14 protein-coding genes and 1 pseudogene are annotated in these 18235 nt (G+C 37.9%); 5 read left to right on the forward strand and 10 right to left on the reverse strand.

What is annotated here, in order from left to right; all coding sequences use genetic code 11:
• Nucleotides 1–949 precede the first annotated feature (949 nt).
• Nucleotides 950–1536: pseudogene (locus KHA94_RS25835) on the reverse strand (IS630 family transposase); the annotation flags it as partial.
• A gap of 334 nt (nt 1537–1870) precedes the next feature.
• On the opposite strand from KHA94_RS25835, the gene KHA94_RS04405 reads away from it, so the two are divergent.
• Nucleotides 1871–2275: a hypothetical protein gene (locus tag KHA94_RS04405; protein WP_213100894.1), complete on the forward strand. Its 405-nt coding sequence runs from the start codon at nt 1871–1873 to the stop codon at nt 2273–2275.
• 398 nt (nt 2276–2673) lie between these two features.
• Here KHA94_RS04405 and KHA94_RS04410 read toward each other — a convergent pair whose 3' ends face one another.
• Nucleotides 2674–4521, reverse strand: coding sequence for a serine hydrolase (locus KHA94_RS04410; RefSeq protein ID WP_213100895.1), 1848 nt, complete (start codon nt 4519–4521; stop codon nt 2674–2676).
• Between the two features lie 966 nt (nt 4522–5487).
• Between KHA94_RS04410 and KHA94_RS04415 the strand changes: the two genes are divergently transcribed.
• Entirely contained in the window at nt 5488–5928 is a 441-nt protein-coding gene (locus tag KHA94_RS04415; protein WP_213100896.1) for a hypothetical protein, read from the forward strand.
• Between the two features lie 219 nt (nt 5929–6147).
• Nucleotides 6148–6951, forward strand: a complete 804-nt coding sequence (locus tag KHA94_RS04420) for a C1 family peptidase (protein ID WP_213100897.1) — start codon at nt 6148–6150, stop codon at nt 6949–6951.
• Nucleotides 6952–7490: 539 nt separating this feature from the next.
• Here KHA94_RS04420 and KHA94_RS04425 read toward each other — a convergent pair.
• The 8 genes from KHA94_RS04425 to KHA94_RS04460 all read right to left on the reverse strand — a co-directional run bounded on the left by KHA94_RS04425 (nt 7491) and on the right by KHA94_RS04460 (nt 16637).
• A complete protein-coding gene (locus tag KHA94_RS04425; protein ID WP_213101295.1) occupies nt 7491–7787 on the reverse strand; it encodes a DUF5643 domain-containing protein in 297 nt (98 codons plus the stop codon).
• 385 nt (nt 7788–8172) lie between these two features.
• Entirely contained in the window at nt 8173–8751 is a 579-nt protein-coding gene (locus KHA94_RS04430) for a hypothetical protein (RefSeq protein WP_213100898.1), read from the reverse strand.
• A gap of 382 nt (nt 8752–9133) precedes the next feature.
• Nucleotides 9134–9361 carry a hypothetical protein gene (locus KHA94_RS04435; RefSeq protein ID WP_213100899.1) on the reverse strand — a complete coding sequence of 76 codons (228 nt, stop codon included), beginning with the start codon at nt 9359–9361 and terminating at the stop codon, nt 9134–9136.
• 371 nt (nt 9362–9732) lie between these two features.
• Complete coding sequence (arsC, locus tag KHA94_RS04440) at nt 9733–10149, reverse strand: arsenate reductase (thioredoxin) (RefSeq protein WP_213100900.1); 417 nt, start codon at nt 10147–10149, stop codon at nt 9733–9735.
• A 21-nt stretch (nt 10150–10170) separates the two neighbouring features.
• Nucleotides 10171–11469 (reverse strand): arsenic transporter, encoded by a 1299-nt coding sequence (locus KHA94_RS04445; RefSeq protein ID WP_213100901.1) that lies wholly within the window; start codon nt 11467–11469, stop codon nt 10171–10173.
• Nucleotides 11470–11484: 15 nt separating this feature from the next.
• On the reverse strand, nt 11485–11829 hold the full coding sequence (locus KHA94_RS04450) for an ArsR/SmtB family transcription factor (protein WP_213100902.1): 345 nt from the start codon (nt 11827–11829) through the stop codon (nt 11485–11487).
• Nucleotides 11830–12170: 341 nt separating this feature from the next.
• Complete coding sequence (gene ltrA, locus KHA94_RS04455) at nt 12171–13973, reverse strand: group II intron reverse transcriptase/maturase (protein ID WP_213100903.1); 1803 nt, start codon at nt 13971–13973, stop codon at nt 12171–12173.
• A gap of 855 nt (nt 13974–14828) precedes the next feature.
• On the reverse strand, nt 14829–16637 hold the full coding sequence (locus KHA94_RS04460; RefSeq protein ID WP_213100904.1) for a matrixin family metalloprotease: 1809 nt from the start codon (nt 16635–16637) through the stop codon (nt 14829–14831).
• Nucleotides 16638–17207: 570 nt separating this feature from the next.
• Here KHA94_RS04460 and KHA94_RS04465 point away from each other — a divergent pair.
• Together KHA94_RS04465 and KHA94_RS04470 are read left to right on the forward strand one after the other, a co-directional pair.
• Nucleotides 17208–17501: a transposase gene (locus tag KHA94_RS04465; protein WP_213100905.1), complete on the forward strand. Its 294-nt coding sequence runs from the start codon at nt 17208–17210 to the stop codon at nt 17499–17501.
• Between the two features lie 11 nt (nt 17502–17512).
• A partial coding sequence (locus KHA94_RS04470; protein WP_338030701.1) for an IS3 family transposase occupies nt 17513–18235 on the forward strand: 723 nt, incomplete at its 3' end.

Below are 18235 nucleotides of genomic sequence, written 5' to 3' on the forward strand. Positions count from 1 at the left end.
TTGAGCCATTCATTGCGGAGAAAAGAGCCATCATTTGCGGAATAGAGAGCCACTAATAGAATTACTCATTCATGGAGTAGAGCCAGAGCCACAGCGAAGCTGCTTGCCATTGACTGTAACGCCCGATTCTTTGCAGACGCTGGAAGGGGTCGGGGCCCCGCCGGCGAATGCTTAGAATCGACTTGTCCGTGTTATCATGTCTGAGCAGGTGTGCCTTTTAGGTATTATTTATGCCACACCTGCAATAGTTCCACAACACGGACAAAAGTTAAGTCAATGGTGGCGGACTACCGAATTTGCCCTATCTTAGGTAAAGTAGAGCGGCCCTTATACTGTGTGTTAAATTGTTTGTCAAAGTTTCTTATTATATAATTTTATGATAGTGGATCTCTTTCCCGCACTTACTGGCTCAGATGTCCGCAAACAGTGGCTCAAAACACCGCACAGCTGGCTCATTCCGTCCGCAATACTCAACTCAAAACAGATATTTTTTTGCCCATATCCTTTTCATTTATGCTCCATCGTACTCCAGTGTAATTTCTGGCAGTTCCCCCTTCTCAACTATTAATTGTAATCCTATTCTACCTAAAACTCTTGTATAATAATCAGGGTCTGGGTTGTGGAGATATACAATGAGCTTCTCCTTGTTATAACTATGAACTAAGGTCTTAAGGGATCCAGTATCTCAGATGTTATTTCCTTCCCTACTGATTCTTTTTCGATTCGCCAAGATGTTGGCAAAAAAATCTCTTGTTAATGCCTGCTAATAAAAGTGTACTATAATCCAAAATAACTCCTATTAAACATCTACACAAAACCCTACAACTAATCACTATTTGTGGTGGCAATATGATTAGTTGTGCCACCAGCTAAACCTCTTGGCACATAAGGGTTTAATAACATTTATTCACCCAGTCCATCATTTGTACTACATTTGCTTCAAATAGTGAATTTTAAGAAAACGAAGAAACGCTTCAGCATCATAACGTTCTTCTTCTACACAAAACAAATCACCTTTTTCATAGTTAAGTGTACCAATGAGCTTGACACCTTGGTGTTTTCCGTAAGTGGGAATAATTCGCTGCTTCCCTTTTAAAATCCATGTATGCTGAAGAGCTTGGTAATAACGAATCATGGACTCATCCTGAAACAGAAGATATTCAATTTCCTCATTTATGAGTTATTTTATAAGAAGGAAAGGAATCTTCGATAAATTCTTTTTGTTTCACTAGGTCAGCTTTTGCCAACGTATAAGTCGGTTTCGTATAACTAAGACCTAAATCGTGTAAAAGTCGGGACACCCCACAAAGAGTTAGGTTTGGTTCCACTCTCTTTTGATGAAAGCTGCAATGCTCGCCAAGGTCCAATTATATTTAGTTGGGAAACCAACATTGACTGGCAGTTTCTTTGCATTACTTGAACTAATTCCAGTTTTTGTTCAGGGGATAATTTCCGAGGTTCCCCTGGTGATTGGCCCATAAATTTCTTTATAAGTTGAATGAAATTATGGAAACTAATTCCATAAATATATATATATTTATTTGCTATGTCTTGATTTGACATTTTTTCTTTTTTGGTTGTTTATTACTTCCTATTAAAACTTTTTAATGTAAATGCAATCTTAAAAAAGTTTTAACATCCTTTCCAAAGACAAGCCGATAGAACTCCTGACCATAAATGATTTCATCATCCATAGAGTATAGGGTTGCTTTGTTACTCTGATATTTACAAGGAAAATAATTGAAATATTAATCAAAATTGAATATTTATCCAAAAATAATAATTATTACGATTACTTCAGAGCAAGAACGTTCAAATAAATCCCTACATAACCTAAAAAGAAATAAAGTGAAAAAAGGGGAGATTTATTTTGTATCTACATTCAAATGGAAAATACCAATATAGTCCTTATCATTATCAATATTATTACCCATATATGTTAAATTGGGATAATCAACCTTTTTCTGGGGATAGTCGTCAGGGTTCTGCACTTATGGCTAACTCTAGTATAACGGATATGGGTCAACACACTCTTGCAGACCTAAAAAGGGCTATAGAGCAAAAATTTAGGCGAAACGGTTTCTCCGATGTAGTGGTTACAAGATCAGAAGTTGCAGGAAACAAAGGCGGATGTAGAGTATCAATCATCCATCTCCACAAAACAGGAACACAATATTGGCAAGTGGTCATGTGCTCTTGTCCAACAATTAATCAAGCTCGCAGTATGCTTAATGAAACTTTAGCTATACTTCGTTCTATTGTGTTTTTTGATTAACACATTTTCAGTTTTATTAGGGAACAAGCGGTTATACAAATGGTCTTTACGGAAACTAAAACAATACATTTACTGTTCTGGAACAATCGTCAAGTCTTTACATGTGGAACATAAACGGAAAAATCCCAGAGGACAAGGTAGGCATAACCTTGACCTTTTACCACAGCGCTACTCCTTAGCAAGGAAACTTGTTCTAATGTAGATAGCACACCGAGCAACTTTTTTGGCCTACAGATTGGAATAGAGTAAGGCGTTAAGTTCGCTTCATTCGATGAAATGGAGTCCACCACTTACACACGTAAATCATTGCGTGTTTTTGACTAAGTTGCATTGGTATAGTGCTCGTCACCATTTGGGTTGCTATGTGCGTGATACTCTACTTTGCCTTGTCATCGGTTTCAGAACAAATCATAAGCCGGCCAATCTTTGATGCGCTCAATAATCGTCCATACCAGGTTGTCGAGGTCGGTGCGTATTCTTTTCAATTGTGTGTCGTTACGAGAGTTGACTAACACGGCCCAGCAATATCCGTGATGCGTCCGCACGACGATTGAAGCCGAACCTGGTATGTCTCCGATGTGAGAATAATTACCAGAAGGATGAATGTCCCATCCCTTTGCGTAACTTGAAGGGCTTCCATCTATTCTTGGTGCAGTCGTGGTTGTGTACATCGTCGCTAGGGATCCTATGTTCAGGATGTCCGGCTTAGAGGCGAAACGATCGACGTGAACGAGGAAACGAACGAGATCTGTTGCAGACGCGATCCAACCTCCATGTGCGTCCATGCGAGAAACCCGGATCGTGTAAGGATTCCAGCTGCTTTGTGGGTAATATACAACTTCGTTCTTTCGACGATCCTCGAGAGTGTCACCGGCAATATGCATATCAGTAATACCGCAGGGCGCGAGGACGTGCTGTCGAACATAGTCAGCATAGGACATACCTGAAACTCGTTCAATCACTCGGCCGAGCAGCAAGTAACCAAAGTTGAGATAATCGAAAGTCCGTCCCGGCACATAAGTCAATGGTGCGTTATCTTCATCAAGCATCCATGAGATAAGCTCGGCTTGATTTAAGTTGAAATGGCTAAACATCGGATCCTGTGTTTGCGCCCAGCCGCTAGTATGTTCTAGAAGATGTTGTACCGATATTTGGTCGATATTTTTGCCATATGGCTGTTTACCGTAAGTGGTGCCGAGGATAGCGTTTGGACCAAACACTCTATCGCCAAGATTTAGCCGTCCAGCTTCGATCAATTTAAACACCGCTGCCGAAGTAATCGGTTTCGAGACGCTGGCTATTCTAAATAGGTGATTGATCCTGACTGGTTCATTTGTTGCCTGATTGGCAAGGCCATATCCTTGAGCGAAGACTAATCGCTCTTGGTAGGTGAGAGCTAGGGATACTCCTGGGATCCTGTGATTGTTCATGAAGGTCGTCACAGTCTGCTGGATGAACGCTAGATCACTATCGGACAGGTAAGGCTTGTGCCAAATTGTTGCAAATCGCACTTCTCCGCGTAATGGATTTCCATTAACCTGAACTAGACGGAATCCTCTGGACAGCATGGAATTAAACTCAGCTTGGTACTCAGCAGGACTCAGGCCGTGGCGGGCTAACCATGTGAGAGCTGGTCCTTTTATCCAAATCACCGCATAATAGTTTTGGCCGGCAACCTCGTACCCACTTACGCGCCACAGTATAAATCCTTGGTTGCTCCAATGGTTGAACTCAGCCTGGTACTGAGCAGAGCTTAGGCCGTGGCGAGCGACCCAATTGGCGATTGGCGATTTATCCCAAATCGCCGCGAATCGAGGCTGACCAGCTACGGTATATCCGCACAGGTCTATCAGTCGAAATCCTTGCGAAATGAGGTTGTTAAATTCGGCTAGATATTGAGCCGCGGTCAAGCCATGGTGAGCGCGCCACTCCGGACCGGCAATTTTTTCCCAGAGGGATGCGTAGCAATCTCTGCCGCCTACTTCATAACCGCTGACGCGCACTGGACGGTATCCTTGAGAAGTCATGGTCCTGAATAAGGCTTGATGATCCGCGGAGGATAGTCCGTGCCGAGCCTGCCACTCCGGACCTGGCGACTGTTCCCAGACAGCAGCATAACGATCGACTTCACCTACTCCGTAACCGCTAATATCGATGAGTCGATATCTTTGGGATACTAGTGAGTTGAATTCAGCTTGAAATTGGGCTGATGTAAGTCCGTGCCGAACCTGCCATGCATATGTCATCTAACACACTCCTCGTAACATTGTCTGATAGAAATAAAGTATTAAAGTGAGTTGATGCGGGTTTCTGAGTTGGAAATAAATTAGCTTAATTACTTTATTTTCAATAGTTATAATTATGCTTTATTACTCACTTCGATTCCAAATTTTAAAACGGACTTTCTCTATCAACCCTACTAAGTATGTCGAGTATATCCTATGCCAATCAAGCAAACGATTAAGGTAAATTCACATGTAGGATGATAAGAAAAGATCAGCTTGCCTACCATTAATGTAATGTTAATTTCAAACATTACCACCTTCGAACAATTTGCACTGATGTTTCGAGAAGGAAGAATTTTACGTTCAGATGGTGCAGATGTTTATCTACCTCATCTGGACAGGCTTTCAATTCCAATCACCTTACTATATGGTTCCGAAAATGACGTGTATCTACCTGAAAGTACCGCGATCACCTTCGACGCCTTATGCGAAAAAAATGGCAAGGAAATGTACCGCCGTCACGTTATCCCAAACTATGACCACATCGATTGCCTGATAGGAAAAAATGCAGCCAAAGACGTGTATCCACTCGTCCTTCTCCATTTGGAACAGTTCGGCTAGAAACTAGATGTTCATTAAAGAATAAGCAATCTAAGAGAATTATTTTAAGTCTAGACCAATAGAGAAAGAAAATCGATGAGACTAGTGGGCAGCAATAGTCGTTAATTAATGGGTGAGAAGCCATCGTATTAACGGACAATTCTTAGCGGACCTCATTGTAACGTGTGAAATGGTTGATTCCGAAACAGTTATTGAAACAGATGAATAAATCGAGGAGTCTTGTACCGCCGGCTTGTTCTTGGCTTTAAATAAAGTTTGATCAAAATGGTTATTGAAATTAATGAGGGTTAATTGAATAAATTCGTTAGAAGTGTTGAACTCTAATTTGTGTGAATATCACAATTTAATCAAATATGGAGGTAAATTATGACTCAAAATCAACATCATCCTCATTTTGGACACACGTTAGCGGATCACTTTATGGATCATCATCGACATCCTCTTTCATTGCATGGACCAGTTGTACATGTTAAAGCAATAATAAAAAAGGTTGAAGAAGATGTTCAAAATAATCATGGAGATTGGCATCAACATTTTATAGTTCAAGGTATTCAGGTCATCGATATAGATGGTGCTGACAAATCAGTGGTTACAGATGAAGCATTTTGTGCAATTCGTTATGGTGACAATTTAGGATTAAAAGAACGGATTTCTGGACTTAAAGAAGGAGAAGAAATCGAATTAAAAGGCGAATATATTGATAAAAACCATGCTCTTAAGGGTATAGGTAACCCAGGAGATCCTGTAATTCATTTTACACATCATCCTGTAGGATTTGTTAATTATCTTGGAAAACATTACGAATAATTATTTAGTTAAAGCCCTAATCTATATGGAGCTATATGGTGCTTTTTTGGTGGTTTGCCTCGCATGAATACAGATTCTTGGGTGCAAATCCTAAACAATGTAAAACCGGATACCGTAGATTTAAATTAATTCTAGTTATAGGATACATATTTTCTAATATGTACGTTAAGTCTATATATTGAATAATTTATCCATATAAAGAAAGGACAGATACTAAACATGCATCAAAAAAACTCAATTCTTAGCCTTACTAATAATGATGATATTGTTAAATACCTTAATGTGAGAAAAGATCCCATTGACCTACGAGACAAATTGTTTCAAAGTTACCTTTTTAGAAATGAGGAAGACCTTCCAACACAAGTCGATCTTCGAGATCGGATGTCAGAAGTTGCTGATCAAGGTCATCTTGGTTCTTGTACAGCAAACGCTATTGTATCAGGATTACGTGAATATCTATTAAAACAATCAGGGCGTCCATTTGTTCCATTATCTCGTTTATTTTTGTATTATCATGAACGAGAAATAGAAGGAGACATTCAAGATGATAAAGGGGCTATTCTTCGAGATGGAATGAGTGTTCTCGAAAAAATTGGAGTCTGTCCAGAAGTAGATTATCCTTACAGTGAAGACTTTCGAGATACACCGTCTTCAAAAGCAGAGAATGATGCTGGACTTTATCGGATTGGGCAATATAATCGTGTACAAGACTTACCACGATTAAAATCTGTACTTGCTCATGGATTGCCTGTAGTTCTTGGTTTTCTAGTCACAAAGTCTTTTTACTATTCTGAGGAAGTAAGAAAAACAGGAATCGTACCTATATCAGGAACAGATGATGTAATTACAGAAAATGGACAACAGGCGGGGCACGCTGTTTGTGCTGTTGGATATAACGATGATAAACAAATTGTGATTATTCGAAACAGCTGGGGAGAAAATTGGGGAGATAACGGCTATTGTTATTTTCCATATGAATTATTCCAAAACGGAATTGTACAAGATATGTGGACAGGACGATAATTTAGAATAAAGAAGATGAATACGCCTACTTTACATGCTATTATCATGTTAAAGCTGTTATCAAAACGGTAGAAGTAGATGTAAAAATAAATGGTGTGATGAATGTAAACCTTTATGTATCAACGATGTATAAAATCATACATAAAGGGTCGCACCATCAAAACGCGGATAAAATATGTATGTGTTTTGTCGGCAAGACCCATCGCCATCAAGTTAAGATTTCATGATGTTCCCCAGAACGAAAATTTTGTATCTTTTAATGTAATGAAGTTCATTTTTTATTGTTTTGGGGGTAGTCTGTTCCGTTAACTTGATAGGCATGTGGTGCTACACCTATTAGGCAAGTTGAGTCTTCTTATTATTGTGATTTACATAGTACGGTTCAAGGTATTGTTCGAATGTTATATAAGGAAGAGCTACTTCATTGATTTTTTTCTATTAACTTGTTTCTATCCTACAAAGTGACACCCAGTTCTTTTCCGGTCTTCCATGCGGGTTCTGTAAAATAACTCGTCGTGATAACCATTCCATGACTACATTTATACAGCTGTTTTCCGATAAATAGCTGAGTTCCAATAACAATAAGGATATGGAATGACCCTAAGTTTGGTAATGTTGTTTTCTAATGCTATAAATCTAATATAGCTATTGTAACCTGAAATCTTTCCGAATAATTCTTGCAATTCGACCCCATTTTGATCTTCAATCCTAAAGTAAAGGTCATTATAAATATTCTCCGTATTGTAAGTTATCATTGTTGAAACAGGAGTTAATATCAACTCTTCTACGGTCACTTTCTGATCATCCTTGAGTGTAAAATACTTATTGATTGGTATTGATTACTTATCTGGCATGAGTTTTTCACCGGATGCAGTAAATTCAAAACTCCTCTTTCCTTTTATTAATTTCTTTGAATCACTTCGTTCCAAATTATTAAAGACTATTTTAATCTGTTGATTATCTTGAAGATTAATATTTTTTAAATCCGAAGCCCAAAAATAATTCACTGCTGAATTGGTTATTTCTTTTGGGCCTCCACTTCCCCCGAGATCTGATTTCTTACCATTTATATAAACTTTTATGTTTGAATACCAATTATAAGATAAGTCACTATCCGATAAATCTGTATTGAAATTAGGATTTTAAGAGCAAGCATTATATATATATATCGTTTTTATCAGAAGTTTTACTGCTTCCTAAGAAATTGGAGTATAGCATTCTTCAAGGAATTGGGACACCTTCTGCAGAGAGGGAAATACTTGATCTGAAAAAGACACTTTGACCTCCTTGCTCGTTTGTTACTGATAAATACATTCTTCCAGCTGCACCATCTGTAAAAGCATTATAGTATTTTCCTACAGTAAGTGTAGCTGCTAAAGCCGCATTATCAACAAGCGGTCCGCCATTCATGATTCCATGTCCATGCCACCATATCCCGTCAAACACAAATTTGTCATCCACCATTCTGTTAAATCTAACCTTAGCTTGTTGTTCTGGAGATTCAACTGCTTTAGAAATTTCTTGATATGCCATGCGCCATGCTTTTAAGGCAATAAGCTTGTCTTCTAGCATTTCCTCAGACCGAACATTGCTTATTTGGAATGGCTTATCCCAATCTACGGTCGCTCCAACTTTAGAGAACTGATCATCTGGAACATTTCCCGCTTGTTGAGCGTCATTAGTTTGGTAATTCAATGCTCTATACGTCCGTTTATTTATGTTTTCTCCATTAACATTAACAGGAAGGTCTAGTGGATAAGCATTAACGTGATAAGGCTGCCTTAAGTAATCATAGCTCATCGGTTGCCTGTAGGAATAATTATAGGGTGAAAAAAATACATGTCACAAAATCCTCCTATATAGAAAACTCCATATAATATACTCACCCAATTAAATATAGTTACATTGTAAAAATACAAAATAAAAATATAGGTAACCAGATGGCCGTCATGATTAAACACATTTTACACACACCAATTCAACATAAAGAATGTAAAGTCATTAGATGGGTAGTTACCTTTCTATTTAAATAGTCCATTTATGATATGTTAATATCAACCAATATTGGGCAAACTAAAAAAAGTTATGTTCATCTTATTTCTGAACATAACTACCTAGGACGTATTCCAATAATCTCCTATACCGATCCTATAATTATCGGAATCAAACGTAATAAACAACCCTAAAACCCATGCCATTTCGTTAGACCATACCTTAAATCTTGATTTACTTTATGTTTACAAGGCTGTCCAGGCGTTTGTTCACGATTCATTTCCACTTCATGTTTGTACATTAGATTTCGAATAGCGCGATCAGAAAGTCCAATAGTCGGGATCATTTCTTTAAATGACATCCCACTCTTGTACATTTTAATGATTATTTCATCTGTTATACCTTGGTTTCTAGGCAACAATACAACCTCCTCTTTATTTTTCTTAATTTGCTCATATTTTTATTATAAGAACAAATGTTCCGTTTATCAAGTAGTCGTAGAAAATCGTAATTTTTTAAGTTATTCAAAAGTTAGAAGCTCAGGATTGTTTTACTCAAACTCTAAATTGGCATCCCCCGCTCTAGACAGATTAGTTATTTCAACCCTTTAAACTGTAACTTGACATCCTACATTGCTGTTCTGACACTAAATTCAATCAGAGTAATTGCGTTTAATATAATGGTAACGATGAGAAGAACTGATGCAACGAACACTACAGCACCCTTAAATAAACGGAAAAATATAAAGGTGGTTAAAAAAAACCAAGAAAAATCTCTTGGTTTTCAGTTTCAATATCCAGTTTCAGCAAAGCGTTTGATTCTGTCGCCTACTTCATCACGAACACGCCTAAAGAAAGCCCATTTTTCTTCTTCTGTTCCTTCAGCTTTTGCTGGGTCATCAAAGCCCCAGTGTTCTCGTTTAACATGAGGCGTGATTGGGCATTTATCAGCTGCATCTCCGCATAATGTAACCACCAAATCAGCTTGATTTAGTATTTTAGGGTCAATAATATCAGATGTTTGATTTGAAATGTCAATTTCAACTTCCTTCATTACTTTTACAGCATTCGGGTTTAATCCATGGGCTTCTATTCCAGCACTATACACCTTCCACTCATCACCTAGACAGTGCTTCGCCCATCCCTCTGCCATTTGGCTTCTGCAAGAATTACCTGTACATAAAAAATAAATTGTTTTCTTTGTCATATAAAATTTCTCCTTAACTAATTAGTGAATGATTAACAACCATATATATAGACCAACTAATGTAATAAACAGTGTTGGAATAGTTAGTACAATACCTGTTTTGAAGTAAGTTCCCCATGAAATCTTAACCCCTTTTTGGGATAAGACATGCAACCATAATAAAGTGGCAAGAGAACCGATCGGCGTGATCTTAGGACCTAAATCAGACCCAATAACATTGGCATAAATAAGTGCTTCTCTAATGACACCACTTGTATTTGTATCTGCAATTGCTAATGCATCAATCATGACAGTGGGCATGTTATTCATAATGGAAGAAAGAATAGCAGCTATAAATCCCATTCCAACAGTAGCTGCAAATAAACCTTGATCAGCAATAACTTGAATAAGATCGGATAAAATATTAGTCATCCCAACATTTCTTAAGCCATAAACAACAACATACATACCAATTGAGAAAAAGACGATTGCCCAAGGTGCACCTTTTATAACAGTGCGAGTATTTACTGCATGACTTCTTCTTGCCATGATAAGGAAAAAGATTGCGACGATGCTGGCGATAATCGATACTGGGATACCTGTAAACTCACTAGCGAAATAGCCAATAAGTAGAATCCCTAAAACAATCCAAGATAATTGAAACATTTTTTTATCCCGAATGGCTTCCACAGGTTTTTTCAAATGTGACAGATCATATTGTTTTGGAATGCTCTTACGGAAATATAAATATAAAACCAATATGCTAGCAGCTAACGAAAAGAAGTTTGGTATAATCATTCTTGAAGCAAACTCTGCAAATCCAATTCCAAATAAGTCTGATGATACAATATTAACTAAGTTACTTACCACTAGTGGAAGAGACGTAGTATCCGCAATAAATCCACTCGCGATAATAAATGGAAAAACCATTTTTTCATTAAACTTTAGATTTCGTACCATCGCTAATACAATAGGTGTCAAAATCAGTGCGGCTCCATCATTCGCAAAGAATGCTGCCACCAATGCTCCAAGTACGGAAACATAAACAAACATTCGTACTCCATTTCCTCTAGCTGCCCTTGCCATATGAAGAGCTGCCCACTCAAAGAACCCAATTTCATCAAGAATTAATGAAATAATGATGATAGCAATAAATGTTAACGTTGCATTCCACACAATAGATGTCACATCTAATACATCTTTAAAATCAACAACTCCAATAATTAAAGCAAGGATCGCTCCCCCACAAGCAGACCAACCAATGGATAAACCTTTAGGTTGCCATATCACTAAAATAAGTGTTATTAAAAAAATCACTGATGCTAATATGACTGATGTCAAAACTTTAACCTCCTATTACTCACACGAGATACGTAACCCCTGTTCTTCTAGTTCTTGTAATTTATAATCTTGACTTGGAAGATGCTGAAGTATATTTTCAACCAATAGATAATACTCGCTATCTTTATTCAATGAATAAATAATCCATTGTCCTCTTCTTGTTTCTTTCACGATTCCTAAGTCTTTTAATTTTCGTAAATGTTGACTAATTGCAGGCTGGCTAGTTTTAAATATTTCAACAAATTCACAAACACAACAATCATGAGAATCTAAAATTTTTACCATGGTTAGGCGTGTTTTATCGCCCAACAACTTTATTACTGTTGCGGCTTTTTCTATTTCAACAGTTGATACTTGCATAAAAGGACCTCCTATATTCATCTGAGTATAAACATATAATAATTCACTTATATATCGATTGCAAACATTTTGTGTAAATTTTTTTTTAACCAAAAAACGATAATAAACTAATAGTTCATTACCGCAATAACCCTGATAAATGGTCAAAAAGAAGAAGCCTATTTTGAATAAAAGATTGATCATTTCTGTGATCCGTATTCAATTAAAGTTAGCAATAGGTAAGCGTTTGAAGTGATCTCCGGCTTTTCCCCTGCTCCGCACGAAACGTGATAGTTTTCCCATCATTTCGCGGTCCATCTAACAATATGTACTAGATTATAAGTTCCATGTTACTCACGTATTTAGGATTGTTCGATCATTTTTAGTCCGCACTTTTTGCGGTATTTGTTGACCTTATCAATCATAGATTTCGTCATATTAAATCTACTTATGAGTACGTTAATCATCTCTTTGTCTGTATGATGGATTAATTTATGTACCTCCCTGTGGAGGATTCGTATATTATTGAATTTGTCGGTTCCTTCCAGATGTAATGGGATATAATGGTGACAGTGTACTTCGTAGGCGGGTAATTCTATGCCTGTAATTTCACATTTTCCCATTTTCATACTGTACCGGCTAATTCGATTATCCAAATATTCGACGCTGCGGTTTGGGATTGTTGAATTCATCAGATAGCCAATCTCTTGTTGGATATCCGGACGAAGTTTTTTGTGTATTTGTTCCCTTCCATTCTTTGTATAAGGTATAAGTTTTGGGCTGAAGTTCATCGTGTTTACCGTTTTTACATCGGCAATAGGAAACAGATAAACATTGGCAATCTTGAACGTTTTGAACCCTAAACTGTATAGCTTTTTATACGTTGGTGGTGGATTGGAAGGGTGCTCGTATTTCCCAACCTGTTTGAGACGATTATATATGAAGGCTTGCAGATCAAAGGCAAGACGTGAGAACTCTGGATTTACATGTGTTGCCCTTTTGAAATAGTGATGGATACCCGAGACAAAACTGTTGAAGAGTAATGCATTTAAAGCAGAGGGTGAAGCTTTTATTCTTCGAATGTGTTCTTTTGCTTCTTTCTTGATTTTCTGCTTTTTATCGGCTTTAATGCCTGTATGTGCCACTCTTTTATTACCCTTTTTATTTGCACGAATGGTAAATCCTAAAAATTCGGATTCCCGTTTCCTTTGGTTTACAATTTGTGATTTTTCCGGTGAGATATCCAGTTTCAAACGGTCTTTGAGATACAAGCGTATCGCATGATACCATTTCTGTGCCGTTTTCCCATCTTTACAGAGGATTTTAAAGTCATCCGCATAGCGGACTAGGTACCCCTCTTTGAGATTGGTTCGCTTTTTGGCATATCTTTCCCCTACTTTTGATTGATAGGATTTTGATAACGGAAAGAATTCCCATTGGCCGGCTACCCATTGATCTAAGTCATTGAGAACGATATTAGATAATAGCGTCGATAACATGCCACCTTGCGGCGCACCCTCTGTGGGTATACCCTCTCCGTCAATTTCGGATTTCAGCATTTTAGAAATGCACCTTAAAACTTTTCTGTCGTGAATCCCCATATTCCATAGTTGCTTTATAAGCAATGTATGGTTAATATGATCGAAGAATCCTTTAATATCAATGTCCACCACAAAATGAAAGTGTGCTTGATTGATAAGATATTGGACTCTTGCCATTGCATGATGGGCAGACCGAAGAGGTCTGAATCCATAGCTATGTTTGTAGAATTGTACTTCAGCTATTGGTTCAAGTACTTGTTTAAAGGACTGTTGGATAATTCGGTCTAACATACACGGAATTCCGAGTGGTCTTAGTTTGCCGTTCGCTTTTTCAATCCATTTTCTTCTGACTTTCTTTGGTCGATAATTTTCTAGTTTGGTTCGGACGTCAGTCACTAATTCGTTATCGGACAGATTAGCAATGTCTTTGATGGTTTTTCCATCGGTTCCTGGTGTCTTTGATCCTTTATTGGATTTTATTGTACGATAAGCTAACAAGATATTTTCACGAGATGTGATCACATCAAATAGATGGGAAAATGTTTTCTTGTGACTCGCTTTATCGTATAAATCCGTAAACGTGTCCGTCATATTGTAGTAATCCCAGTATCGTAAAGCTTGCACTGTGGCATCCCCCCTAATGGAAGTGATGTTCCCACATTCTTACCCGATTGGTGCAATGCACATTTGGAAAACAATCATTCTCTATCATTAGACTTGGGGCTGTTCCTCCACTTCCATTACAGAAGCTTCTTCAGTCGCACCCCTACCCTCACAAGGATAAATGCATTTCGACGTAGTCTTATAGCAACCGTTTCAGGTGACAGCCTTTGTTTCAACGTCCCTTGCTTTCCAAGTACCATACAACGTAGCTATCCGTTCTAGACTTAGGTGCCTCCTTTAAGCCTGTGAGCTGGATGTCGCCATTGTTCGACATAACGTATTTCAGAGGGCGCATTTTTACTCTACACCACTCACGTCATCATTGGATGACCCATAGGTTTCCCTATGTTCAATCTTTAGACCCTTACCTTCGGTGGTTCGTCAGTTCCTATTGTAAGGAACATTCTCACCATATCAAGTTTTTCAGCCGTGCGGCATATCCGTTGGCATACCTTTTCTGAAATAGAATGGCTGCAGCCTTCGTTCTGCCGAATCTACCTGTGCTTCATACCCTATGAACTGTCATTCATAACGCATGCAGGAGTATTGACGGGATGGTTTCAGGAAACGTGGTTCCGTCATTCCCATCCTCCGTTGTAAAGTTGAAGTTAATCCAGTAAACTCCCTGCCTTTCACGCTAACAAACGCTTATAACAGAACTTGTCGCGCGCGCCCGATTGCTGAATCTTGAAAATGCGAAAGAAATGTAAAATGACTTAGCAGTAATTTTACTAAAGTACCCATTTAATTGAATAAGGTCTTTCTCATTAATCAATGTGACTGTTGTTGCAAATATTTATACATACTTAGGTTCCTCTAGAATAAATCATCCCAAGAAATTAGCTTTATGTTATCGTTTCCATCCCTTACAGCAGTAACGATGGGAGCATAATCAATAAAGGCCTCCTGACAAATAGTTATAAGTGAAGCTGTCCCTGCCTGCTCAGCGCTACTTCCTGCCCGAGTAATTCCATTAGATTCCAACTTCCAGGCAATTAACTTTAATATACCATCTTCAGTTTTAACTGCCGATATCACTATTCCATTCGGTCGACTCATTAAAGCATTATCATTGATTTCACTAGCTTGGTATCCACTGTCATTAAGTCGAGTCAATTTCTTTCCATCAGGTGAGATGGTCCAGGCAATTAGCTTCAAATTCCCGTTTCCGTCACGTAATGATGTAACAATGTTCCCAGAACTACTCCTTACGGCCCGAATCATTTTAGCTTCACCAGCTTCTGCATGACCTAATTGTGAAATTTCACCTGTTGAGCCGTCGACATTCCAGACGATAATTTTTAGATTTCCATTACCATCTCGAACAGAGGTAATCACATGGTTACTCTGAAAACCTTTTATCAGTGATATTTCACTAACGGTGCCTGCCCTGCTTTCTTTTTTACGAGTTAAAGAACCATCACTATTTATTTTCCAGCTAATAAGTAATAAATCACCATTTCCAGCTCGACAACCGGTTACAAACAAAGTGTCAGACAAAGCAACAATCTTTATCTTACTAGCGCTACCTGCTTGGCTTCCGCTATCTCCAGCTCTAGTAATGTTGCCAGCATCGTCCACATCCCAACTAATCAGGAATAGATTCCCACTTCCATTTCGACAGGAAGTTACAATTCTTTCTCCCTTCGCCATATCAATGTAGGAAGCAACCCCTGCTAGGCTGCCACTATCATGAATTTTCGATACAAAACCGTCACTACCAAAATTCCAACTGATTAGTTTCAGTGTTCCTCCTTCAGTCTTTACGGCAGTTATGACATGTAGCCGGGTCGGAGTTGGCCGTCTAATCATAGCTATTTCCCCAACAAATTCTCCGTCATTTTCATGATTCATATCCCCTCTACGTAAAATTCTCGGGTAAAGGGTTTCGATACCGTATATATCATCCAGTGTTAGAGTTCTTCGGATTCCCCCGTAAGATTGGGCCATAACAGTATCGTCATCAGAATGCTTTAGACCTAATGTATGTCCAATTTCATGTAGAGCTACCGTTTCTACATCTATATTTCCATTAGGACTCCAGTCAACTTCTTCTTTAAAATGGATCGGTAGCGGCAATTCGTTAACTAATATCGAGCAACCTGGAGGAAAATCTGAATGGGCTATAGATTCGCCTAATAATGCATGCTCGGGATCATCGGCTTCTCTTACCCACGAAATCACCACATCGGGATTCTCACTAACTTCCCTAAATGTAAGTGGTATCAACTTTCCCCAAGTTCGAAATGCATTACGAACTGCTTGCGAACGTAAAGCATCATCAGAAAATATTGCAAATCTAATCACATCTCTTTTCCATCTACAAGTTGTGCTGAAATAAACCTCGTTTCTAGTAGGAAGTTGAGTGGGTAATATATCAGGAACACCACACCTTGGTTGTCTCATATGATTACGTGTTTCTTCATTAAACACTCCAGTGTCCCTCAATCCGTTGAACTCCTGGTATTTAGTTAGGGCTATAGATGTTTCATCGTCTAAAATACCTGGTTTAAAGGACTCTTCTTTTAAGTACCCATAACGGCAAAGATACTCTTGAACATACTTTAAATCTTGCTTTTTTTCACTTTTGTCCGTCTTGACTTCCATAGACATTTTTTCTTTCAATTATTGTCAGCTCCCATATTATCAGTTACCTTTTTATACTGTTCAAAGAATTAAGAGTACAACCAATATTATTTCTTTTAATGTATTAAAACATGTAAGTTATTTTTTTTACTCAATCATTAATTAATGTTTTGGTGAAATGAGACTAAAGATGATATGGATAGAATAAATCTCTAATTGAATTGTAGAGTAAAAGAGAGAGCCCTTTACGAATTTTCTTATAGCTACAAGTTTATCAGTTCTTAATCTTTATAAGCTGTAAAACCGATCAATCAGCAGTAGGTTATTTTAAAAATTCATATAAAGGTAATAATCGTGACTAAATAGTGTAATTAGTAATAAAATATATGTTTATGGTTTTTAAAAAATAAAAAAGCCACCTTCTAGGATTTATAAAAAGTATTTTTTGAATTAAAGAAGCAAAGAGCTGTAGTATCATCTTTTTATGAACATAGAAGTTAGTTTCCTTGTAGCATAAAAGAATTATAAAGTGTTATTATAGTTGATGCTAGACTAAAAAGTAGACACAGATTGTTATAATAAAATAAACAACAATAATGGGGTGTCTACATGACCAAAGGTACTGGTAAACGTTATGATGAAACATTCAAAAAAGAAACAGTGAAGTATATTCTTGAGAACAATAAACCAGTCGCACAAGTGGCGAGAGAAACTGGAATCAATACAAATACTTTACATGGATGGGTCAAGAAATATGGTGAACAGCCCGAGGTAAAGGCTGTACAAACATTTTCATCTCCAGAAGCCGAACTAAAAGCATTACAAAAACAATTGCGTGATCTGGAGGAGGAAAACGAAATTTTAAAAAAGGCGATGCACTACTTCGCGAAAAGCCCTCGGTAAAGTATGATTTTATTCATCATCATCACTCCCAATACCGAGTGGAGAAGATGTGCAAAGTCCTGGGAGTTTCTAAAAGCGGCTATTTCAAATGGATAAAACGACCAAAGAGTAGCCGACAGAAAAAGCATGAGGAACTGTCTCAACAGGTCTTGAAAACTCACATTGAATTCAAGCAACGCTATGGAAGCATAAAAATTACAAAAATGCTAAACAAGCGAGGAATAAAAGTAAGCCAGCGTACAGTTTCACGCATCATGACAAAGAATAATTGGAAATCTTGCACAACCAAAAAATATAAAGCTACGACCAATTCCAAGCACCATCATCCAATAAGTGAAAATGTGTTAAATAGACAATTTAAGGCGGACAAGCCCAACCAGTCGTGGGTTACAGATATTACGTACATCCCGACAAATGAGGGGTGGCTTTATTTGGCAAGTGTCATGGATTTGTATTCCCGCAAAATTGTCGGATGGTCTATGGATAAAACGATGACAAAGGAGCTAGTGATGAATGCTTTAAAAATGGCGTACCATCGCCAGAAGCCTGGTAATGGGCTTATTCATCACTCCGATCGTGGCGTCCAGTATGCATCAACTGAATATCAGAAACTATTAAAACAATATCAGATGATTGGCAGCATGAGCCGCAAAGGAAACTGTTACGACAACGCTTGTATCGAGTCCTTTCACGGTATTCTTAAACGTGAACTCGTTTATCAAACTAGATACAGA

The organism is Cytobacillus citreus, from assembly GCF_018343665.1.
Classification (GTDB): Bacteria; Bacillota; Bacilli; order Bacillales; family Cytobacillaceae; genus Cytobacillus; species Cytobacillus citreus.

Coding starts and splice junctions, on each gene's coding strand:
- KHA94_RS04415 (WP_213100896.1), top strand. CDS start 5,488: ATGACTCAAAATCAACATCATCCTCATTTTGGACACACGTTAGCGGAT.
- KHA94_RS04430 (WP_213100898.1), bottom strand. CDS start 8,751: ATGAGCTATGATTACTTAAGGCAGCCTTATCACGTTAATGCTTATCCA.
- KHA94_RS04450 (WP_213100902.1), bottom strand. CDS start 11,829: ATGCAAGTATCAACTGTTGAAATAGAAAAAGCCGCAACAGTAATAAAG.
- KHA94_RS04410 (WP_213100895.1), bottom strand. CDS start 4,521: ATGACATATGCATGGCAGGTTCGGCACGGACTTACATCAGCCCAATTT.
- KHA94_RS04420 (WP_213100897.1), top strand. CDS start 6,148: ATGCATCAAAAAAACTCAATTCTTAGCCTTACTAATAATGATGATATT.
- arsC (WP_213100900.1), bottom strand. CDS start 10,149: ATGACAAAGAAAACAATTTATTTTTTATGTACAGGTAATTCTTGCAGA.
- KHA94_RS04465 (WP_213100905.1), top strand. CDS start 17,208: ATGACCAAAGGTACTGGTAAACGTTATGATGAAACATTCAAAAAAGAA.